The sequence below is a fragment of the Amycolatopsis sp. lyj-109 genome, assembly GCF_046548995.1.
Classification (GTDB): domain Bacteria; phylum Actinomycetota; class Actinomycetes; order Mycobacteriales; family Pseudonocardiaceae; genus Amycolatopsis.
This window is the reverse complement of record NZ_JAJPWR010000009.1, coordinates 1-20,308: the sequence shown is the minus strand read 5'-3', so window position 1 is coordinate 20,308 and position 20,308 is coordinate 1. Positions and strand designations below refer to the sequence as shown.

23 protein-coding genes are annotated in these 20,308 nt (G+C 70.9%); 10 read left to right on the top strand and 13 right to left on the bottom strand.

All coding sequences use genetic code 11. From position 1 onward, the window contains the following. Positions 1-3: 3 nt before the first annotated feature. Positions 4-747: an SDR family oxidoreductase gene (locus tag ACLJQF_RS21070; protein ID WP_410610937.1), complete on the top strand. Its 744-nt coding sequence runs from the start codon at positions 4-6 to the stop codon at positions 745-747. 4 nt (positions 748-751) lie between these two features. On the opposite strand, the gene ACLJQF_RS21065 is transcribed toward ACLJQF_RS21070, so the two are convergent. After that, positions 752-1,600: a protocatechuate dioxygenase gene (locus tag ACLJQF_RS21065; protein WP_410610935.1), complete on the bottom strand. Its 849-nt coding sequence runs from the start codon at positions 1,598-1,600 to the stop codon at positions 752-754. Positions 1,601-1,778: 178 nt separating this feature from the next. On the opposite strand from ACLJQF_RS21065, the gene ACLJQF_RS21060 reads away from it, so the two are divergent. The 4 genes from ACLJQF_RS21060 (at position 1,779) to ACLJQF_RS21045 (ending at position 4,677) form a co-directional block, all read left to right on the top strand. Next, a complete protein-coding gene (locus ACLJQF_RS21060) occupies positions 1,779-2,168 on the top strand; it encodes a nuclear transport factor 2 family protein (RefSeq protein ID WP_410610933.1) in 390 nt (129 codons plus the stop codon). 6 nt (positions 2,169-2,174) lie between these two features. Beyond that, positions 2,175-2,732, top strand: coding sequence for a PadR family transcriptional regulator (locus tag ACLJQF_RS21055; RefSeq protein WP_410610932.1), 558 nt, complete (start codon positions 2,175-2,177; stop codon positions 2,730-2,732). A 325-nt stretch (positions 2,733-3,057) separates the two neighbouring features. Beyond that, entirely contained in the window at positions 3,058-4,251 is a 1,194-nt protein-coding gene (locus ACLJQF_RS21050) for a hypothetical protein (protein WP_410610930.1), read from the top strand. A 165-nt stretch (positions 4,252-4,416) separates the two neighbouring features. Next, on the top strand, positions 4,417-4,677 hold the full coding sequence (locus ACLJQF_RS21045) for a GlsB/YeaQ/YmgE family stress response membrane protein (protein WP_013225295.1): 261 nt from the start codon (positions 4,417-4,419) through the stop codon (positions 4,675-4,677). A gap of 42 nt (positions 4,678-4,719) precedes the next feature. Here ACLJQF_RS21045 and ACLJQF_RS21040 read toward each other — a convergent pair whose 3' ends face one another. Next, on the bottom strand, positions 4,720-5,826 hold the full coding sequence (locus tag ACLJQF_RS21040; RefSeq protein WP_410610929.1) for a S1 family peptidase: 1,107 nt from the start codon (positions 5,824-5,826) through the stop codon (positions 4,720-4,722). Positions 5,827-6,560: 734 nt separating this feature from the next. Here ACLJQF_RS21040 and ACLJQF_RS21035 point away from each other — a divergent pair. Continuing rightward, the gene (locus tag ACLJQF_RS21035; protein ID WP_410610927.1) at positions 6,561-6,797 is read left to right on the top strand and encodes a hypothetical protein; all 237 of its coding nucleotides are present in this window, start codon (positions 6,561-6,563) and stop codon (positions 6,795-6,797) included. A gap of 73 nt (positions 6,798-6,870) precedes the next feature. After that, positions 6,871-7,275, top strand: coding sequence for an ATP-binding protein (locus tag ACLJQF_RS21030; RefSeq protein WP_410610926.1), 405 nt, complete (start codon positions 6,871-6,873; stop codon positions 7,273-7,275). A 23-nt stretch (positions 7,276-7,298) separates the two neighbouring features. On the opposite strand, the gene ACLJQF_RS21025 is transcribed toward ACLJQF_RS21030, so the two are convergent. From ACLJQF_RS21025 to ACLJQF_RS21005, 5 genes are all read right to left on the bottom strand, one after another. Beyond that, the gene (locus tag ACLJQF_RS21025; protein WP_410611381.1) at positions 7,299-7,844 is read right to left on the bottom strand and encodes a hypothetical protein; all 546 of its coding nucleotides are present in this window, start codon (positions 7,842-7,844) and stop codon (positions 7,299-7,301) included. A 71-nt stretch (positions 7,845-7,915) separates the two neighbouring features. Then, on the bottom strand, positions 7,916-9,043 hold the full coding sequence (locus tag ACLJQF_RS21020) for a hypothetical protein (RefSeq protein ID WP_410610924.1): 1,128 nt from the start codon (positions 9,041-9,043) through the stop codon (positions 7,916-7,918). Next, positions 9,040-9,375 (bottom strand): hypothetical protein, encoded by a 336-nt coding sequence (locus ACLJQF_RS21015; protein WP_410610923.1) that lies wholly within the window; start codon positions 9,373-9,375, stop codon positions 9,040-9,042. The genes ACLJQF_RS21020 and ACLJQF_RS21015 overlap by 4 nt, the downstream gene beginning before the upstream one ends. A gap of 11 nt (positions 9,376-9,386) precedes the next feature. Further along, a complete protein-coding gene (locus tag ACLJQF_RS21010) occupies positions 9,387-9,881 on the bottom strand; it encodes a YbaB/EbfC family nucleoid-associated protein (RefSeq protein ID WP_410610922.1) in 495 nt (164 codons plus the stop codon). Positions 9,882-9,970: 89 nt separating this feature from the next. After that, a complete protein-coding gene (locus tag ACLJQF_RS21005) occupies positions 9,971-10,273 on the bottom strand; it encodes a DUF1905 domain-containing protein (RefSeq protein WP_410610921.1) in 303 nt (100 codons plus the stop codon). A gap of 158 nt (positions 10,274-10,431) precedes the next feature. On the opposite strand from ACLJQF_RS21005, the gene ACLJQF_RS21000 reads away from it, so the two are divergent. After that, positions 10,432-12,093 (top strand): glutamate--tRNA ligase, encoded by a 1,662-nt coding sequence (locus ACLJQF_RS21000; RefSeq protein WP_410610920.1) that lies wholly within the window; start codon positions 10,432-10,434, stop codon positions 12,091-12,093. Between the two features lie 22 nt (positions 12,094-12,115). Here the strand turns inward: ACLJQF_RS21000 and ACLJQF_RS20995 are convergent, their stop codons facing one another. From ACLJQF_RS20995 to ACLJQF_RS20975, 5 genes are read right to left on the bottom strand one after another with little or no spacing between them, the layout of a single operon-like run. Next, entirely contained in the window at positions 12,116-12,499 is a 384-nt protein-coding gene (locus ACLJQF_RS20995) for a hypothetical protein (protein WP_410610918.1), read from the bottom strand. Between the two features lie 48 nt (positions 12,500-12,547). Further along, a complete protein-coding gene (locus tag ACLJQF_RS20990; protein ID WP_410610917.1) occupies positions 12,548-14,407 on the bottom strand; it encodes a CheR family methyltransferase in 1,860 nt (619 codons plus the stop codon). An 11-nt stretch (positions 14,408-14,418) separates the two neighbouring features. Next, positions 14,419-15,183 (bottom strand): ATP-binding protein, encoded by a 765-nt coding sequence (locus ACLJQF_RS20985; protein ID WP_410610915.1) that lies wholly within the window; start codon positions 15,181-15,183, stop codon positions 14,419-14,421. Beyond that, entirely contained in the window at positions 15,180-16,250 is a 1,071-nt protein-coding gene (locus tag ACLJQF_RS20980; RefSeq protein WP_410610914.1) for a chemotaxis protein CheB, read from the bottom strand. Before ACLJQF_RS20980 ends, ACLJQF_RS20985 begins: the two co-directional genes overlap by 4 nt. Positions 16,251-16,264: 14 nt before the next feature. After that, complete coding sequence (locus tag ACLJQF_RS20975; protein ID WP_410610912.1) at positions 16,265-16,921, bottom strand: chemotaxis protein CheB; 657 nt, start codon at positions 16,919-16,921, stop codon at positions 16,265-16,267. A gap of 165 nt (positions 16,922-17,086) precedes the next feature. On the opposite strand from ACLJQF_RS20975, the gene ACLJQF_RS20970 reads away from it, so the two are divergent. After that, complete coding sequence (locus tag ACLJQF_RS20970) at positions 17,087-17,479, top strand: hypothetical protein (protein ID WP_410610911.1); 393 nt, start codon at positions 17,087-17,089, stop codon at positions 17,477-17,479. A 33-nt stretch (positions 17,480-17,512) separates the two neighbouring features. Here ACLJQF_RS20970 and ACLJQF_RS20965 read toward each other — a convergent pair whose 3' ends face one another. Next, on the bottom strand, positions 17,513-17,917 hold the full coding sequence (locus tag ACLJQF_RS20965) for a ChaB family protein (protein ID WP_410610909.1): 405 nt from the start codon (positions 17,915-17,917) through the stop codon (positions 17,513-17,515). A 236-nt stretch (positions 17,918-18,153) separates the two neighbouring features. Here ACLJQF_RS20965 and ACLJQF_RS20960 point away from each other — a divergent pair, with 236 nt between their 5' ends. Further along, complete coding sequence (locus ACLJQF_RS20960) at positions 18,154-20,136, top strand: amino acid transporter (protein ID WP_410610907.1); 1,983 nt, start codon at positions 18,154-18,156, stop codon at positions 20,134-20,136. The last annotated feature ends 172 nt before the right edge of the window (positions 20,137-20,308 follow it).

Sequence of the window (20,308 nt, the reverse complement as noted above, 5' to 3'; positions counted from 1 at the left end):
CCCATGAAGGTCGTCGTCATCGGCGGAACCGGCCTGATCGGCAGGAACCTGGTCACCTGGCTGGCCGGGCACGGTCACGAAGCGGTGCCCGCGGCACCGAGCACCGGCGTGGACACGATCACCGGCGAAGGACTGAAGGAGGCGCTCCAGGGCGCCGACGTCGTGGTGGACGTCTCGAACTCGCCGTCGTTCGCCGACGACGACGTCCTCGCCTTCTTCCGGACCTCGACCGGCAACCTCGTCGACGCGGCGAAGGAAGCGGGCGTCGGGCACTACGTCGCCCTGTCGGTGGTGGGCACGGACCGGCAGCCGGACGTCGGGTACTTCCGGGCCAAGGTCGCGCAGGAGCAGCTGATCACCGGGTCCGGGCTGCCGTTCTCGATCGTGCGCGCCACCCAGTTCTTCGAGTTCGCCGGCGGGATCGCGGACGGCTCGACCACCGACGGCGTCGTGCGGCTGCCCGGCGCCGGTGTGCAGCCGATGGCCGCCGCCGAGGTGTCCGCCGCCGTCGGGGCGGTCGCCGCCGGGGAGCCGGTCGGGGGCGTCACCGAGATCGCCGGCCCGGAGGTCTTCGGGCTCGACGAGTGGGTGCGCACCGTGCTGACCGCGCGCTCCGACCCGCGGCAGGTGGTCACCGACCCGCAGGCGCCGTACTTCGGCGCGGTGCCGGGGCCGGAGGACCTCCTGCCGGGGCCGGGCGCGCGGCTCGCGGAGACCACGCTCGCCGGATGGCTCGCCCGGGCGTGACCCGCTACGCGCCGTCGTGGTCCGGGTCGGCGTTGAGCACGATGCAGCCCACATAACCGTCGCGGGCCCGGGTCACCTTCAGCAGCATGCTCGGCTGGTAGATCGAGTCGTTGTCGTTGAAGGTGTCCCGGCCGGTGCGCTGTGCGTAGGGCTGGGTGGCGAAGACCTGCGCGTTCAGCGTCTCGTCGAACATCAGCTGCGTGGTGAGCGTCTTTTCGTTGCCGACGTGCACCATCACGTGGACGTGCACGGTCCGGCCGCGGTACCAGCCCGGCCAGATCGTCGTGAACTCGACGGTCCCGCGCTGGTTCGTGACCTGGGCGCCGCGCAGGTACCGCTTGTCGTCGGTGGGGACGAGGTCGGTGTCCCCACCGCCGCCGGGCGGCGGCGAGCCGGTGGGCGGGGTCCCGGTCGGGGGCGTGCCGGTGGGCGGGGTCCCGCCGCCACCGCCGGACGCCGCTTCCGCGCCCGAGTACAGGCCGCCCGCGTCGCAGTGCCAGATCTCGACGACCGCGTGCGGGATCGGCTTGCACGTCTCGCTGTCCTGCACCTGCAGGGCGAGCCGCAGCTTCGTACCCTGCTTGTCCTCGCGGATGTCACTGCGGATCTTGTCGGCGTCGAAGTAGTACGGCCCCTGCGTGGTCGACGCGGTGAGCGTGCACGTCCGCGCGCCGGTGAACAAGGCCGTGAGGTCCGCGTCGGTGACCGCCTCCAGCGCGACCGTCTCCCCGGTGGACGTCGTGACCGCGCTCTTGCCCGCGCACGCCGTGACGAGCGCACCCAGGCCGACCGAGCTCACGCCGGCGAGCAGCCGGCGCCGGCTCACCCGCTGTCCCTCGTGATCGTTTCCCATTCCGGTCCCTTCGTGGTGGGTAATGGCCGGTTGACTTCCGCCTGACCCGGCCTTGGGCCAGCGTGGCGAGGGCAGCTGTGGCAGGCCTGTGGTGAAGCTGTGCGTCGTCGATCGGTCACCGAAGGCGAACGGGTACGCTGAGCGAAGATAGTCAATAAATTGAGTAGGCGAGGTGGGCATGAGCAGCTTCCGCAAGGCCGTCGAGGCACGCGATCCCGAGGCCATGGCCGCGACACTGGCGGAGAACGTCGTGTTCCGCAGCCCGGTCGCGTTCAAGCCGTACCCCGGCAAGGCGATCACCGCCGCGATCCTGCGCGGCGTGCTGCGCGTGTTCGAGGATTTCCGGTACGTGCGCGAGCTGACCGGCGGCGAGGGCCGGGACCACGCGCTCGTCTTCGAGGCCCGGATCGGGGATGTGCGGGTCGAGGGCTGCGACTTCCTGCACCTCGACGAAACCGGCCTGATCGACGAGTTCACGGTGATGGTCCGGCCCCTGTCGGCGGCGCAGGCCCTCTCCGAGGCGATGGCGGCGCAGTTCGAGCAGATCCAGCGCGAAGCAATCAACTAGTTGAGTATGGCACTGCGGCACGCGCTGATGGCGGCGCTGCTCGAAGGCGAAGCGTCGGGCTACGACCTGGCGAAGGGGTTCGACGCCTCGGTGGCGAACTTCTGGGCGGCCACCCCGCAGCAGCTCTACCGGGAACTCGACCGGATGGCGGCCGACGGCCTGGTCCAGGCCCGGGTGGTCCACCAGGAGCGGCGCCCGGACAAGCGGCTGTTCTCGCTGACCGAAGCCGGCCACCGGGCGCTGCACGGGTTCACCGCGCGCCCGCCCCGCCCCGGCGTGATCCGCGACGAGCTCCTGGTGCAGGTGCAGGCCGTCGACGCGGGCGACGAGGCGGCGGTCCGGCGGGCACTGACCGAGCGGATGGCCCGGGCGGAAGCCAAGATCGCGGGTTACGAACGGCTTCGCGCGCGCCTGCTCGACGGCCGCTTCGAAGACGACTACCTCGCCGAAGCCGAGCGGATCGGCCCGTACCTGACGCTGATGCGAGGCCTGTCGTTCGAGCGGGAGAACCTGCGGTGGTGCGAGCAGTCGCTGAAGGTGCTCGACCGGCGCGCGGCGCGGTAGCCGGTCGGATGTGTCCGATGTGGACATGACAGCGGACTCACCGACCGGCCGGACCCGCCCGATCTCCACGCCGCCCAGATCGAGTCCGATGTGGACCGACGTCTCGCGTCCTTGCGCAATCCCGACCTGATCCACGACTTCCTCCTCTTCGGACGGCAACTGCCGGTCTCCTCCACTATCGCCTCCGGAGCAGGGGCCGCGCGTCGTAACTTCGGATGACCCGGGATGGTACGAAAGCAGTATTTGTACGCCTCTTGTACGGGCACGACCGACGATATCGGCACCAGCCCGGCGAGAGCGCGGGCGCCGACCACCGAGGTTCTCCATGTCACTGCACCATCGCATCGCCCAAGCGGCTCTCGCCGCCGGCGTGCTGGCGGGCCTGGTCGCCGCGCCCGCGGCCGCCGCCGCGGCCGCGCCGTCGACCCTGCCCGCCGACCAGTACACCCTGACCGCCAACTACAACCAGTTCGACGCGGTGAACAGCGCCCTGGTGTCGAAACTGGGCACCGCGGCCGTCCACACCGTGATGGAGAACGCGAACCACGACCGCACCGCGCTGCCGTCGTCGTTCTCCGTCGCCGGGCTCTCGACGGGTTTCCGGTTCGACAGCGGCGACAACTCCGACTGCGCCAGCTACCCGCAGGGCATCACCACCAGCCGCGACGCCGTGGGAACGGCCAACGGCGGCAACTACGACGGGCACCAGCTCATCGCGGTCAGTTGGTACACCAAGGACGGCTGCGACGGCGACCAGTCCCGCAGCCGGATCACCCTGGTCGACTGGGACGCCGACTACCCGAACGCCTACCGCAAGATCCTGCTGGTCGAGCCGACCGGGACCGCGGACGCCCCGGACTTCAAGGACATCCCGATCCATGCCGGCGGCATGTCCTGGTACGGCGACTACCTCTACGTCGCCGACACCGGGAAGGGCATGCGCGTGTTCGACATGCGCAAGATCCTCAAGACGAACACCGGCGGCACCGCCGACCAGGTCGGCCACGAGAGCGGCAGCACGTACTACGCCCACAACTACGCCTACGTCCTGCCGCAGGTCGGCACGATCGCCTCGAAGACGACGTCGGGGACGAACCTCGCGTGGTCGTCGATCTCGCTCGACCGGGTCAGCAAGTCGATCGTGATGACCGAGTACACCTGCTCGTCCGGCTGCACCGACTACCCGAACCGGGCGCCGCGGGCGATCCGCTACCCGTTCGCCTCCACCGGAACATTCGCCGCGACGACGACGGCGAGCCAGGCGCTGCAGCTGCCCTGGTACAAGCTCAACGGCGTGGCTTCGCACAACGGCCGCTGGTGGTTCCAGTCGTCCGGCCAGAAGCAGCTCTACTACTGGAAGCCCGCGGCCGCCGCGCAGACCTTCGCCTGGGTCGGCAGTGGCGAGAGCATCTCGTACTGGGAGGACGACACCGCCGCCGACCTGCTGTGGTCGCTGCAGGAAGGCGCGGGGAACCGCAACGTCTTCGCGGTCACCCAGGCCACCTACGGCGGTGGCTGAGCAGCCGATCGCGAACGGCCCGTCCGGACGGTTCCGGGCGGGCTTTTTGCGACCCCGGCACGGATCGGGTGAGATCCGGATCACGTCGGCGTGGCTCGACGCGCTCCCGGGGCCGCTGCCTGCCATCCTGTGCCGTCAAGAGGTAGCAGACGAGAGGACAACCCCGTGGGCATCATCGCCTGGATCGTGCTGGGTCTCATCGCCGGGGTGATCGCGAAAGCCCTCATGCCGGGCAAGGACCCGGGCGGCTGCATCATCACGATCCTGCTGGGCATCGCGGGCGCGTTCGTCGGCGGCTGGGTGGGCAAGACGCTGTTCCACACGCAGCTCGGCACGTTCTTCGACCTGCGCACCTGGGGTCTGGCGATCCTGGGCGCCCTGATCATCCTGGCCGGCTACCGGCTCATCTTCCACCGCCGCGACTGACGCACCGGTGGGGCACCGGCGTGGTGCCCCACCGGTCCCGGTTCAGTTCAGGGTGACGCCGTACGCGCTCAGCGCCTCACCGACCGGCTGGAAGTACGAGCTCCCGCCGCCCTTGCCGGAAGTGATGCCCAGGCCGACGCTGCCGGCGAACAGGCAGCCGCCGGAGTCGCCGGGGTTGACCAGCGCGTTGGTCTGGATCAGCTGGTACACCGAGCCTTCGGCGTAGTTCACCGTCACGTTGGTCCGCTGCACCGACCCCGAGGTGAGGTGGGTGGTGCTGCCGCTCTTGCTGATCCGCTGCCCGACGGTCGCGGTGCCGGCGGAGCTGATCCGCTGGGTGGAGCCGTTCCACAGGGTGACCGCGCCGGGCGCGCTGCCGGTGGTGTTGCGGATGAGCCCGTAGTCGTTGGTCGGGAAGCTGGCGCCCTGTGACGGGCCGACGTTCCACTGCGACACCGCGCGGGTGCAGTGGCCGGCGTCGATGAGGTAGTTCTGGCCGCCGCGGTTGGTGTTGAAGCCCGCCGAGCAGCGGGTGCCGCCGCCGGTGATGGCTTCGCCGTTGTAGATCGCGGTGTGCATCTCGCCGGTGACCCGCTCCACGCGGACCCGGTCACCGAGCGCCCCGGCCGCCTTCAGCAGGGCTTCGGTGCCCTTGGCCGCGTCGGCCACGGTCAGCACCACCTGGTTGGTCTTCGGGTCGAGCCCGATCGAAGTGTGCGTCACCGCGGGCAGCGCCTGCAGGGCGTCCTGCGCGCTCGCCAGCGCGACACGGGAGTGCTTGACCAGCCGGGCCTGCGCGCCGGCTTGCGCGACCTGGTCGGCGGCGGCCCGGTCCAGCACGTTGACGACGGGCTTGGCGGCGGCGTCGAGGTAACCGTCGGCCGCGCGGGACCCGAGGGCAGCGGTGACGCGCTGCAGGGTGTCGACGCCGGCTGCCTGCGTCCGCAGCAGGGCGACGGCGGCGGACTCGCTGATCCCGGCTTCCGCGGCGAGGGAAGCGACCGCATCGCGCTGCACGACGGCGGAGTAGCCGTCGATGCTGGCAGCGGTGGCGGAGACGGGGGTGACGAAGCCGATGGCCGCGGCGGCGGCCACGAGGGTGGTGGCGGAGCGGGCGAGGAGGTGGTGTCCCGGGGACGTTCTGCGCATGCCGGTAACTCACTTTCGCGATCGCGGGCGAAGCCGGCGCGAAGGGGTGGCCGCGCCGGACGAGCCGGCCCACGGGGCCGGCACCGGTGATCCGGTGGGTCGAGAGTGATCCCGCGGCCGGGTGAGCGGTACCGACTTTCGTCGGACAGGACAAAAGATAGGTACCGGGCAATTCGCCCAGCGGTGGTGCGCGCAGAGCAACCGGAGAGTGGGGGCCGGATCGGCCGCGACGACCTCGCCGGGCCCCGCGATCCGCGGGCCGCCCCTCCCGGCTGCGAGGCGACGATCGGCCGGCGCCACCGGACTTCCGGAGCCTCCGTTCGCCGGAAACTGTTTTCCGGCAACACAACCAGGCAGCCGAAGGATATCTTTTGCCGAGCCCGCCATCGAAGCCCGGCCTCGGCGTCACGCCCCGGACCGACACCAGCCCGCGGGGGCGCCCCCCGGGTCCAGCGTATCGGCGCGCACCGACAAAAACGGCAGGTCGCCGTCGGCCGCTCCGGCGTACGAGTGGTTCCGGCGCCGTCGGCCCGGCCGCGGCGTACCGTTCGGGACACGGACACGGCGTGCTCTCCTCCCCCTCGGAGCGCGCCGTGTCCGCCAGCGGAGATGTTGAGCCGCAGCGGTTTTTGAGCTGACGTGAACGAGAATCCGCTGTTCGCCCGAAGGTGTTCGCCGCTTCGCGTGTCTATGCTGGACTACGGCGAGATTTTCGGTTCAGGAAGACGCGCGACATGAACGACCAGCGGCAGGTGCTCGTCCGGGCGGAGTCCCGGCACGTCGTCGTGTCCGACACCGACGGCGATGCTGAGACACTCGCCTATCCGGGCGTCACGCTCACGCGCGTCAAGGCCGGCATCCCGGACGAAGGTCTCTGGCTCCCGATGGGTGACCGCCCCAGTGAGGTCGACGACGAAGCCTTGATCGACGCCCTGCGCGCGGCGTTCCTCTGGCGGATCGGGCTCCCGTAGCAGCTTTTTCGGCGGGCCGGCGAGTAACGGCCGGTTTCCCGGGTACGCCCTCTGCACAAGGAGGGTTCGCACGGTGCAAGTGGACTGGGGCGCGGCACCCGAGCCGGAGTGGCAGGTGCTGGATATCGCCGGAACGGACCCCGCCGGCCTGACTTCCGCGCGCCGGTGGGCCGAGGCCCGGCTGGCTTCGCTCACCGACGCCGATCGGGTCGATGCCGTCATCGTGGTCGGGGAACTGCTGGAGAACGCCTACGTCCACGCCACCGGCCCCCACCAGCTGCGGCTCCGCGTGGCGCACGACCCGTGCGTGGTGACCGTGGCGGTCGCCGACACCGGTACCGGCGAACCGCGGTTGCGGGTGCCGGGCCGCGCCGGGGGTCGGGGGCTGCTGCTCGTCGACGAGCTCGCCTCCGCCTGGGGCGTCGGTCACCACGACGACGGCAAGGTCGTGTGGGCCCGCCTCGCGTGCGGGAGCTAGGACCGCGGCCAGGACGAGCGCCCCTAGCGGCGGCCGTTCCAGTGGATGACGTCCGGGAACTCCAGGAACTTCCGCAGGTGCTGCTGCTCGGTGCGGCCCTGCACGGGGAGCCGGAAGATCGAGCCGTCCGGCCAGGTCAGCGTGCTCTTGCGGAAGCTGAGCTCCGGCGCCTGCGGCTTGCGGGCTTCCCAGACGATCCGCGGCGGCGGTGCGTCGGCCGGGTCGGTGGTGGTCGCCCCGGTGTCCACCACCGCCAGGCACGACGGCGAGCACGCCAGCCACGCACCCTTCACGGACCGGAGCCGGTCGGCCAGGTCGAGCGCCATCGCGTTCTCCGGGCCCGAAACGCCGATCACCCGCCGGAAGGGCAGTCCCGGCCGTTCGCCGTGGGCCAGGGCGAAGACGGCGAACACCGCGGCGCCGATCCCGCGCAGGACGTTCCAGAAGAACCGCCGGACGAGCCGCTTCCCCACGACGGTGCCGTCCTGGCGGCGGCCGGGGACGGCGTAGCCCACGTCGGTGTCGCCGAAGTGCAGCACGATGACCGGCTCGCGCCACCGGTCCCGCATCAGCGCCTCGACCCGCTCCCGGAACCCGGGCCGAACCCGGGTGTCCTGCGCCCAGTTCTCGATGCGCTCGCTCAAATGTCCAAGTCCTTGCGCGTCTCCTGCGGGCTCCGGTCCCCGCCGATCTCGCTCTTGTCGAACCACGGCTCGTCCCCCTCGGGCGTGACGGCTTCCTTGCCTTCGACGAACGCACCCTTGCCCGCCCCGGTGGCGGCCTTCACGCCCGCGCCGGCGAGGAACGGCTTGACGCCGGCCGAGGTACCGAACATCGTCGTGAGCGCCCGGTTGCTCGGCTGCCAGCCCTGGGCGACCGCGCCGAAGCCGAACTTCGTCTCGCCGGGCATCACGCCGATGCGCAGCTTGCGGGTGAACACCTCGAGCTTTCCGGAGTACTTGACCAGGAACTCCATGAACGAGTCGAGCAGCTTGCCGAACTTGCCGAGGTAGCGCGTCACCTTCTGCAGCACGCTGGCCGCCTTGGCGATGGACGCGGTCATCGCGGCCGCGACCGAACCGCCGAAGCTGATCACCGACGCGGCCAGCGCGGGCAGCCACAGGGTGATCAGCCAGGACACCAGCTCGGTGATGATCCCCTTGATCACCTCTTCGATGACCACCATGACCATCGACCACATCTGCAGCACCTCGGCGACCGAACCGGCGGCCGAGCCGATGCCGCGGATGCCGGAGGAGAAGTCGCCGAGCGCTTCCTTCGCCGCGTTCCCGGCCTCGTCGACCCACTCGGCCAGCGCGGTGTCGCCGGTGCGCTCGAAGTCGTCGGCGAATGCGACGAAGCCCTGCGCGATGGTGACGAAGTTTTCCGAGGCGTGGCCGATGGCCGGGCCGTCGCCGGTGACCTGGTGCAGCGCGTCCTGCAGCGGCTGGACCAGTTCGAGCAGCATGTTGAGGCCGTGGCTGACCAGCCAGCCGATCGGGTCCATCGCGAAGGTGACCATGTCGGCGGCGGCCGCACCGACGAACGCCGCGCCGTCGCCGACCAGCGCCGCGCCCGCGGACGCCAGCTCGCCCGGGTTGTCGGCTTCCGCAGCCTGCTGGGCGTGCTCGCCGATCTTCTTGCCGGCCTTGTAGGCGGTACCGGCCACCGGCACGAACCCGGCCGCGCGGTCGAGGTTGGCGCCCATGCTCTCGTCGTAGGCCTCGACGTTCAGCGCGTCGGCGATGCTCTTCTTCGGCTCGGTCATCCGCCCTGCCCGATCGCGTCGATTTCCGCCTCGTACCGGCCGAAGGCCACCTTGCCGGCGTCTTCGGTGCCCTGGTACATCTCCGCGGCCTTGGTGAGTTTCGTGGTGAACCCGTCCACGCCGTCCTTCAGGTCGGTGAGCAGCGAGCGCAGCTCGGCGAGGCGGTCGGTGTAGCCCTGTTTGGCGAAGAGGCCGACGAGACCCCACGCTTCGTTCGTCACGTCGGCGGCGTCGATCTTGGCGCCGAACTTGTCCGCTTCCTGCTCGTAGAACGGCAACTGCTTGGCGTAGGCGGAGATTGCGCCGATGTTCGTCTGAATTCCGTCTGGCATCGCGGGTTTCCCTAGGATCGGCGGAGGATGGGGCCCTGGTCGAAGTCGTCGTCGTCCCCGGTGGCGGGCCGGCGGACCGGCCGCGACGGCTGCCGCGGCTCCTGCTCCGACGCGGGTGCGGCCGCCGCGGTTCCGAACGCCTCCGCCTGGGCTTCGCGCACCTGCGCCGAGACGTCGACGCCGAACGCGTCGCCGAAGGTTTCGTCCACGATGCCGGCCTGCTGCTGCGCGGCCCCGGCCGCCGCCCGGCGGATGGTGTCCATGATCGCCGCGGCCAGCTGACCGGCCTCGACCCGGGTGGCCCCGGCGGTGAGCCGCAGGTCGGTGATGGCGCCGCCGGCACCCGCGGTGACGGTCACGGTGCCGTCGGGCGAGGTGACGGTGGTCTGGAGCCGGGCGATCCGCTCCTGCAGTTCGCCCGCGCCGGCGAAGCGGGCCTCGGCCTGCCGCACCTTGCTCTGGAAGTTCTGGAACTGGGCGATCAGCTCGTCCATCTGGGCGGACATCGTGTCTCCCTTTGCGCGGTTCGGGGCCCTGTGTCCGCATCATGACAGATCCGTTCCGGCGCCGATCGCGTTTCGCGCCGATCGCGCGATCAGAAGTCGACGAGCTCCACGGTCACGGTGCAGGTGTCCCCCACGTCGAGGCCTTCGACCACCCGGACGGCCCGCTTGAGGGGCAGGACGTAGGCCTCGCGCGAACCGTCCGGGAAGATCGAGGTCTTCCAGCTCGTGGCCCCGACCGTCACCCGGACGCGCACCGAACCGAAGCCCCGCCGCGGCTCGGCGGCGAGCTCGCGGATGTCCTCCGACGCGTCGGCGGGCAGGCTGACGAAGACCCAGCTGTCGGTGCGCCGGGCATCCCACTCCCACAGCTGCGCCTCGAAGACGATGATCACGCCCGCAGTGTCACACGGAGCACCGACAGTTTCCGGCCCGGCACCACCTGCCCGGGCGGGGCGGCAGGCCGCACGGCTAGGCTCTTCGTCGGCGAAACCGACCACCTTCGCCGGCGCCGAACGGCGGGCAAGTGCACCACGACGCGGGAGAACAACCCATGCTGGACCGAGCGGTCATCGACGCCCTCTTCCCTGCCGACCTGCCCGAGCCCGGGCACTGGGAACAGCAGTACCCCGCCCGGCAGCTGCCCGAGGGCGCGCTGGTCACGCGCTTCGGCCCGTCCCCGACCGGGTTCGTGCACATCGGCGGCATCTACACGGCCACCATCGACCAGGACGTCGCCCGGCGCTCCGGCGGCCGCTACCTCGTCCGCGTCGAGGACACCGACCAGTCCCGTGAGGTCGAAGGCGCCCTCGAGCAGTTCGAGCGCGGCTTCTCCTACTTCCACCTCGCCGCCGACGAGGACATCGACCGCGGCGGCGACTACGGCCCCTACCAGCAGTCGGCCCGCGAGCGGATCTACCTCACCTACGTCCGCGACCTCCTCCGCCAGGGCAAGGCCTACCTCGACTTCGCCACCAAGGAGGAGCTGGCCGCCATCACCCAGCGGCAGCAGGCCACGAAGCTGCCCACCGGGTACTACGGCAGCTGGGCCATCTGGCGCGACGCCGACCCCGCCGACGTCCAGGCCAAGCTCGACGCCGGGGCCCCGTACGTCGTGCGGTTCCGCACCCCGGAGGACGCCACCGCCGCCGGCGCCCGCGCCCGCTTCACCGACGCCATCCGCGGGCCGCTGGAGGCCGAGGCCAACCGCAACGACGTCGTCATCCTCAAGAGCTCCGACCAGAGCCCCCGGCTGCCGACCTACCACTTCGCGCACGCCGTCGACGACCACCTCATGCGGGTGAACCTGGTGATCCGCGGCGACGAGTGGATCTCGTCGGTCCCGGTGCACCAGCAGCTGTTCGCCGCACTCGGCTTCGAGCCGATCACCTACGCGCACATCGCCCCGCTGATGAAGCAGGAGGGCGGCAGCAAGCGCAAGCTGTCCAAGCGCAAGGACCCGGAAGCGTCCGTCGACTTCTACATCGAGGCCGGCTACCCCGCCGAAGCCGTCCTGTACTACCTGCGCGGCCTCGCCAACGGCCGGCTCGCCGAACTGCCGCTCGAGCAGGCGCTGACCGAGCCGATCAACCTCGACGAGTGCGGCGTCGCCGGCCCGCTGGTGGACCTGGTCAAGCTCGACGACATCGCCGCCGACCACATCGCCACCCTTCCGGGTGCCGCGATCCTCGAGGCCGTCCGCACCTGGGCCGAGCGGTTCGACCCCGAACTGCGCCGGGTCCTCGACGAGGAGCCGGACCTGGCCCTGCGCGCGCTGGCGGTGGAGCGCGACGGCGCGGAGAACCCCCGCAAGGACCTGAAGAAGTGGAGCGAGTTCCGGGCCGTCTACGGCTTCTTCTTCCCGCAGCTCCACACGGCCGTCACCGGTCCCGACGACGAGCGCATCGCCGCCCTCGGCGTCGACCCCGCGGTCGTCCGGGCGGTGGCGCGCGACTTCGCCGCCGACTACCGCCAGCTCGACGACGGCCAGGAGTGGTTCGAGCAGATCCGGGCGGTCGCGGCCAAGCACGGCTTCGCCCGCAACGCCAAGGAGTTCAAAAAGAACCCCGAGGGCTTCCCCGGCTCCATCCGCGAGGCTTCGCAGATCATCCGCATCGCTCTCTCCGGGTCGACGCGCAGCCCCGACCTGCACGCGATCACGCAGGCGCTGGGCCAGGACGAGGTCCTCGGCCGGATCGCCGCGCTCACCAAGTAGGCCGCCGCGGGGCTCCGGCGCGTCAGGTGCCGGAGCCCGCTTCGTCCTCGAAGGGACGGAACGCCAAGCGCACCACGCTCGCCGGCCGGGTCCTGCCCCCGCTGTCGGCCACCGCGGCGATCAGCCCGGCCGCGTCCTCCCGGTCCAGCCGGGCCAGCAAGCGGGCCAGGGCTTCCGGCGCCCCCACCGGTTCCGCCGGCGTCTGGATCAGCGTGCGGTGGAGGATCCCGACGTCCCAGCCGTCCGCGCTGCCGCTGCCCGACGGCGCCCGGAGCGTCACGTCGAGCAGCCAGCGCGGCGGTTTCCCGGTCAGCGCCGGGGTCTCGTGCGCCGTCAGGCCGACGACCTGGTCGGCGCGGAGCAGGCCGTCACCGAGCGTTGCGATCCACACGTTGGTCAACCCCATGGATCAACGGATAACAGTCGCGCCCCGGCACCGCAATCCCCTGCCGGGTCACTCCGGCTGTTCGGGCTTCGTCTCCTCCATCATCAGCAGGGCGCCGTGGCTCTCCCCGCCGGAGCCGCGGAGGGGACTGCACAGCAGCCGGACGACCGCCGCGCGGCCGCGCCGGTTGATCGCGTCGAGCACCAGCTCGCCGTAGTAGGTCGCGTCCGACAGCGCTTCGCGCACCACCGGGCGGATTTCGGCCACCGGCAGGCCGATGTCGAGGTTCAGCAGGTGGATGCCTTCGGCTTCCTCCCGCCGCACGCCCCACAGGTCCTCGGCGCCGCGGTTCCACGCCTTGATCCGCATCTCGGAGTCGATGACGACGATGCCGGCCCGGATCGAGGTGAGCACCGACTCGAGGAACTCGTTCACCTCGTCGAGGTCGAGGCTGCGCTCACGCAGCGCGTCGTTGATCGTCTGCAGCTCGTCGTTGGTCGACTGCAGCTCCTCGTTCATCGTCTCCAGTTCCTCGTTGGTGGACTGGAGTTCCTCGTTGGTCGTCTCCAGTTCCTCCACAGTGGACTGGAGCTCTTCGTTGGTGGTCTCGAGCTCCTCGTTGGTCGACTGGAGTTCCTCGTAGGCCGACTCCAGCTGCCGGTTCGTGTGCTCCAGCTCGGTGAGCAGCTGCCGCGCCCAGCTGACGTCGTGGAACACCACCGAGACGCCGAGCAACGACTTGCTCTTGTTCACCAGGGGGTTGACGTGGACCTCGTACCACACGGTCTCCCCGGCCCGGCGCCACTCCACGTCCTTGATCCGCAGCGACCGGCGTTCCAGCCGGGCCTGCTCGACGTAGGCGCGCAGGGCCACCGGACGGTAGGACACGTCCAGGTCGCGCAGGGGCCGCCCGACGTCGCGTTCGGACAGTCCGAACGCGACTTCCGCCTGCGCGTTGATCAGCGCCGTCGTCTCCTCCTCGGTGACGACGATCTGCGCGACCGGGCTCGCCGAGAAGGCGTGCTCACGCAGTTCCTCGAAGCCCGAGATGTCCTGGGTGCGCCGCTGCGAGAGGCTGGGGGACACGAAGTGGTTGTAGCTCACCGGAGCGTTGACGGCCTTGCGGAAGACCCGCCGCTTGAGGTCCACCGGCTCGAAGATCCTGGTGTGGGACAACAACATCTCGGCCTTGCCGAGGAACAGCACGCCTCGGGGGGCGAGGGCGAAATGGAACCGCTCGAGGATCTTCGTCTGGGTCTCGGCGTTGAAGTACATCAGCGTGTTGCGGCAGACCAGCAGGTCGATCCGGGAGATCGGGGCATCCTGCACCAGGTCGTTGCGTCCGAAGATCACCGACCGGCGCAGGTCCTTGCGGAAGCAGTACCGGCTGCCCTGCAACTCGAAGAACTGCTCGAGCTGCGCCTCGGTGAGCTCCTCGACCTCCGCCGGGGTGTAGGCCGCGTGCCGGGCCTGCGCCAGTGCCTCGTCGTCGACGTCGGTGGCGTAGATCTTGACCCGCTGCCGGAACGCCTCGATCCCGAGCGCGTCGGCGAAGAGCATCGCCAGGCTGTAGGCCTCCTGCCCGGCCGCGCAGCCGGCGCTCCACACGCGGATCGGCTCTTCGGGGCTGCGCTCGGCCAGCAGGGTGGGCAGCACGTGCTCGCGCAGGTGGTCCCATGCGTCGGGATCGCGGAAGAAGCCGGTCACGTTGATCAGGATGGTGTTGAACAGTGCGACGAACTCGTCGGCGTTGACCTGCAGCTGGTCGATGTAGTCCGCGTAGCTGTCGATCTCGACCTGGCTCATCCGGCGGCGGACCCGGCGCATCAGGCTGCTCCGCTTGTACCCGGTGAAGTCGAAGCCCCGCGACTCCTTGAGATAGGTGAGCACGGACTCGAACTCGCCGTTGGGTTCCTTGGGCTCGGTCACGGTCCGACACGCTACCCGGCCGGACGGTCACCGGTGGTGCGGGCACCGGGGAGCAGAACCGCCCAGACGACCTTTCCGCCGGCCCACGACCGGCTGCAGCCCCACGTTCGGGCGATCTGCGCGACCAGCTTCAGCCCCAGGCCCGGCTCGAACGGGGACAGCCGTTCGAGCAGCATGGCCGGTCGCGTGTCCTGGTCGGCCACGGCCACCGTGCACACCCCGCGGCGCAGGTCGAGCCGGAGCTTCGGCTCGGACGTGGTGTGCCGCAGCACGTTCTCGACCAGCTCGGTGGCGATCAGCCGGGCGTCTTCGGCAAGCTCGGGCACCTCCCATTCGGCCAGCTTGGCCGTGACGAAGTCCCGGATCTGCGCCGAGGCACCCTCGCCGCGCGGGAAGAGGCGTTCGCAGCGGCGGCGCACCGGCTGGTCCAGCGCCGCCACCGCGGCGACCACGTCGGCGCGGACCGGGACGTAGCGGACGACCACGTGGCGGCCGAGCAGCGCCCGCTGGCCGGCACTGCCGGCGACGACGGTGAACGGGATCCCCGGCCAGTCGCCGATCCGCATGGCGACCAGGGAGAAGACACTCACCAGGGACGAGTCGGCGATGGCCAGCCCGCTGATGTCGGCCACCAGTCCTTCCGGCGCGTCGGTGGCGACCTTGAGCAGGCCGTCGCGCAGCGACGCATACGAGGCGAGGTTCAGCTCACCGGTCACCCCCACGACGGTCGCGTCCCCGTGGCGTTCGACGGCCAGTTGGACCGGAGTTCGGCTCATTGCGGCGCCGCCTCCTCCGCGGGTCGGCCGCCGGCGCCGGAGTACGGCGCCTCGTCGTCCCCGGCCCGGTCGGTCGCGGCGAGCAGGAACCGGCGCAGTGTCTCGGCGGCTTCGGCGGTTTCGCGGGCGGAGACGGCATACCGCTCCGCCAGCCCGCTCGGCCGCTCGCCGGCGAACTGCGCGGCCAGTTTCCGGCCCAGGCCTGCCTTCTCGTCGAGCGCGCGAAGCGCCTTCTGCAGCGCGAACCGGAACTCCCCGTCGTGGGCCGCCAGCAGCGCCTGCGCGGACCAGGCGTGCCCGATCCGGCAGCGGTACCGGCCCGCGGGGGCGACTTCGGTGAGTGCGCCCTGGCAGTCGGGGCAGGTGTACCCCCCACCGCCGTCCTGTTCTTGCGGCGGCAACGCACCGGCCCGCACCGCCTCACGGGCGATCCGGTCCTCCAGCAGGAGCGTCTCCGGGGGCGGCTGCGGCTCGACCGGTGCCACCGGCATCCGGACCAGCTTGTCGAGCAGCGCGCCCAGCTCGCCGGCCCGGACCACGTGCTCGGTGTCCACGACGCCCAATGCGTTCGCCGGCATGCTGCTGTACAGCGCGTCGGCGGGGTCCTGGACGACGGCGAGGCCGCCCTGGTCCACGATCGCGCGCAGGCCGGCCGCTCCGTCGTCCAGCACCCCGGACAGCACGACGCCGATGACCTTGGGGCCGCCGGTCAGCGCGGCCGAGCGGAAGGTCGCGTTGATGGCGGGCCGGTGCCCGTTCTCGGTCGGCCCCCGGCTCAGCACCAGGAGGTCGTCCTCGGTGAGCAGGTGCCGGTCGGGAGGCGCGACGTACACGGTGCCCGGCTCGATCGGCATGCCGTGCCGCGCGGTCCGGGCCGGCAACGGGCCCGCCCGGTCGAGGATCCGGGCCAGCGCGCTGTCCGTCTCGGCGGGCAGGTGCATCGTGACGAGCACCGCGCCGGGGAAGTCGGACGGCAGCGCGGACATCACCGTCCGCAGGGCTTCGACTCCGCCGGCCGAGGCGCCGACGACCACGAGGTCACGCCGCAACACCGGCACAGCGCTCACCTCCTCACTTTCCCTCACGGTAGTGGAGGCTCTTCATTACCGGGAGTAGCCCCCACCGCGCGGGCTAAACCTCGGTCCGGCCGGGCCGAGGCACCGACGTGGGCGATGATGGCCTCGGCGATCTCCGGCAGTGACAGCACGGAGCCGACCAGACCCGTGGCGATGGCGGCGCCGGGCATGCCGAAATGCGCGGACGTCTGCTCGTCCTGGGCGAACACGGTGCCCCCGCAGCGCGCGACGGCGCGGATGCCGACCTGGGCGTCGGTGCCCTTGCCGGTCAGGACCACGGCCAGCGTGCGGGGACCGCACGTGACGGCCAGGGTGGCCAGCAGCAGGTCCGCCGAGGGCCGCGCCGGCGGCAGGGCGCCGGAGTCCACCAGCACGATCCGGGGCTCGGGCGTCAGCAGGAGGTGCCGGGCCGCGGGCGCGACCAGGGCGACGCCGGGAACGAGCCGGTCACCGTCCGCTGCTTCGGCCACCCGCAGGGCCGTGCGCTCGGCCAGGATCGCGGCCAGCTGGCTCGGCCGGAACGGGTTCAGGTGCTGGGTGACGAGCACCGCCGCCGGGAGATCCGCCGGGAGCGAGCCGAGTACGTGCACGAAGGCGTCCAAGCCGCCGGCCGAGGCGACCAGGGCGACGACCGGGAAGCGCACCGGATGGCCGGCGGTCACCGGTGCTCACCGCCGGTGACGACCGGCGAAATCCGCCGTGTTTCTCGACGGCCCCGCACGGGACCCATGGTGTCACGGAAGCGCCCGGGCGACCAGCGGACCGTCGTCGCCGCGGACGTGAGATGCTCGACCGCGCAGGCAGGCCGAAGGCGGGAGGCACAGCGGGTGACCAGCTGGATCGACGTGATCAACTTTGTCCGGACGCGGTACGAGGTCCTCGAGGAATCGGAGGGCTGGCTGCGGTTCCGGCTGGAGGGACCGCGGGACCGGACCCAGCAGGTGACGGTGCACCACCTCGCCGAGCACGACGGCGGCTCGTGGATCGAGATCTCCTCCCCGGTCGGCTGGGCCGACAAGGTCGACCTCCGGCGGCTGCTCGAACTGGCCGGCGGCTCGGCCGTCGGCGGCGCCGCGGTGGTGGACGGCGTCGCGCTGCTCAAGCACACGGTGCCGCTGGAGGACCTCAGCATCCAGCAGGAGTTCGAGCGCCCGCTCAAGGCGGTCGTCGCCCGCGCGGACGCGTTCGAGCACGAGCTCACCGGCACCGACGAGTTCTGACCGTCCGCACCGGGTTCCCCGTCCGCACCGGATTCACCCGGAGCGGCGGGCCCGGTCGGTCCGGCGCCGGTTCTCCTTCTCCAGCGCGGTGACGAGTTCTTCCTTCGACATCCGCGACCGGCCGGGGATGCCGAGCTGCTTGGCGCGCTCGTAGAGGTGCTGCTTGCCGGCGGTGGCGTTGACGCCGCCGTGGGTCGGCTTTGCGGACTGCCCGGTGCCCCGGGCCGCCTGCTCATCCGACGGGCCGCGTTCCGGCTTGGGCTCCCAGTGGTCGCCGACCTTCTCGAAGGTGTGCTTCAGGGCCGAGTAGGCGGTCTGCTGCGCCCGCCGTCCGGGACCATAGGTATCGAGCGCCGAGTCGTGCGCGGCGACCCAGGTGTCCTGGGCCTTGCGCGGCGACCGCAGCAAGGTGCTGGGCAAGTCTTCGCGTCCGGCCATGCCGCCTCGGCTACCCGAAGCCGCCGGCGGCAAAACAGCGGAGTCCCGTCGAGATGCCCGCCCAATCACGCGTGATGCCCCGCCAATCACGCGAGATGCCCGCCCAATCACGCGAGATGCCCCGCCGACCACGCGAGATGCCCGGATCGGACGTGCGGAGCCTCCTGCACGCCCTCACCCGGGGTCGGGCATGCTGACGACCACTGATTTCGGGTCGAGGGGACGAGAGGGCGAAAATGGGTGTTTCACCCGATTTGACCATTCCGGCGAGCGTCGACAGCCCGGCGCCGCCGCAACCGCCCGGCTCGCCCGTGGCCCGGTGGCTGCTTGAGCACCGCGTCGCCCCGGTCGGCCGCGCGGGCGGCGAAGACCACGGCACGCCGCAAGCCTGGTGGAAGGTCATGTGCCTGACCGGCGTCGACTACTTCTCCACTCTCTCCTACCTGCCCGGCATCGCCGCCCTCGCCGCCGGCGCCCTCTCGCCGCTGGCGACCCTGCTGATCGTCGCGCTGACGCTGCTCGGGATGCTCCCCATGTACCGCCGGGTCGCGCGCGAAAGCCCGCACGGCCAGGGTTCGGTCGCGATGCTGGAGAACCTGCTGCCGTTCTGGCGCGGCAAGCTCTTCGTCCTCACCCTGCTCGGGTTCGTCGCCACGTCGTGGATCATCACGATCACGCTGTCCTCGGCGGACGCCACCGTCCACATGCTGGAGAACCCGTACCTGCCGGGCTTCCTGCACGGCCACGCGGTGCTGATCACCGTCGTGCTGCTGCTGATCCTCGGCGGGGTGTTCCTGCTCGGGTTCAGCGAGGCCGTCGGGGTCGCCATTCCGCTCGTGGCCGTCTTCCTGCTGCTCAACGCCGTGGTGACGGTCGCCGGCGTGATCGACCTGCTCGGCGATTCCGCCGCCCTCTCCCACTGGACCGACGCGCTCACGGCCGGGGGTGGCGGGTTCGGCGGCATCATCGGCCCGGCCGTCATCGCGTTCCCGATGCTGGTGCTGGGGCTCTCCGGGTTCGAGACCGGCGTCAGCATGATGCCGCTGGTCGCGGCCGACGGGAAGACCGCCGAGGAGAAGCTGGAATCCCGGATCCGCAACACCCGCAAGCTGCTGACCGCCGCCGCGCTCGTCATGTCGGTCTTCCTGATCGCGACGAGCTTCGTCACCACCGTGCTGATCCCCGCCGACGCGTTCAAGGAAGGCGGCGAAGCCAACGGCCGGGCCATGGCCTACCTCGCCCACCGCGAACTCGGCGAGCTCTTCGGGACCGTCTACGACATCAGCAGCGTGCTGATCCTGTGGTTCGCCGGCGCCTCGGCGATGGCCGGGCTGATCAACATCGTCCCGCGGTACCTGCCGTCCTACGGCATGGCGCCGGAGTGGGGCCGCGCCGTCCGGCCGGTGGTCATCGTCTACACGGTGATCAGCGTCCTCATCACCATCGCGTTCGGCGCCGACGTCAACGCCCAGGCCGGCGCCTACGCGACCGGCATCCTGGCGATGATGGTCTCCGGTGCGGTGGCGGTCAGCATCTCGGCGATCCGGCGGCGCCAGCGCGGTGCGGCGATCGGCTTCGTCGTCCTCACGCTCGTCCTGCTGTACGCCCTCGTCGAAAACGTCATCGAAAAGCCGGACGGGATCGCCATCTCCGCCCTGTTCATCCTCGGGATCATCGTCGTCTCGCTGGTGTCCCGCGTTTCGCGGACGACGGAGCTGCGCGCCGACCGCATCGAATTCGACGACGAGGCCCGCCGGTTCATCGCCGATTCCCTCGCCCACGACGGCGCCCTGAACATCGTCGCCAACAAGCGCCAGGGCGGCGACCACGCCGAGTACTCCGCGAAGGAAGCCGAACAGCGCGGGATGAACCCGGTGCCCGGCGCCGCCGACATCCTGTTCCTGGAGATCGACGTCGTGGACCCGTCGGAGTTCAGCAACGTGCTCCGGGTGCGCGGCGTGGAGATCGACGGCTACCGGATCCTCCGCACGGACAGCCCCGCGGCACCCAACGCGATCGCCGCGATCCTGCTCACCCTGCGCGACGTGACGGGCGTCCGTCCCCGCTGCTATTTCGAGTGGTCCGAGGGCAACCCGCTCGGCCACCTGTTCCGCTACCTGCTCCTCGGCCGCGGCGACACGGCACCGGTGGTCCGGGAAATCATCCGCAGCGCCGAAAAGGACCCGTCCCGCCGCCCCGGCATCCACGTCGGCGGCTAGTACTGCAGGGCGAGATCTTTGTTCGGTGCGGCCGAAGACAGCCTGCAGGACATCCTGGACGCCGGCCTGCCGATCTGCCGCAGCTGGTCGTGAGTGGTAATTCGGGTTAGAACCCGAATTACCACTCACGACCACCAGCCACGGCAAACGGTGACCTTGTTTCCCCAGGTCA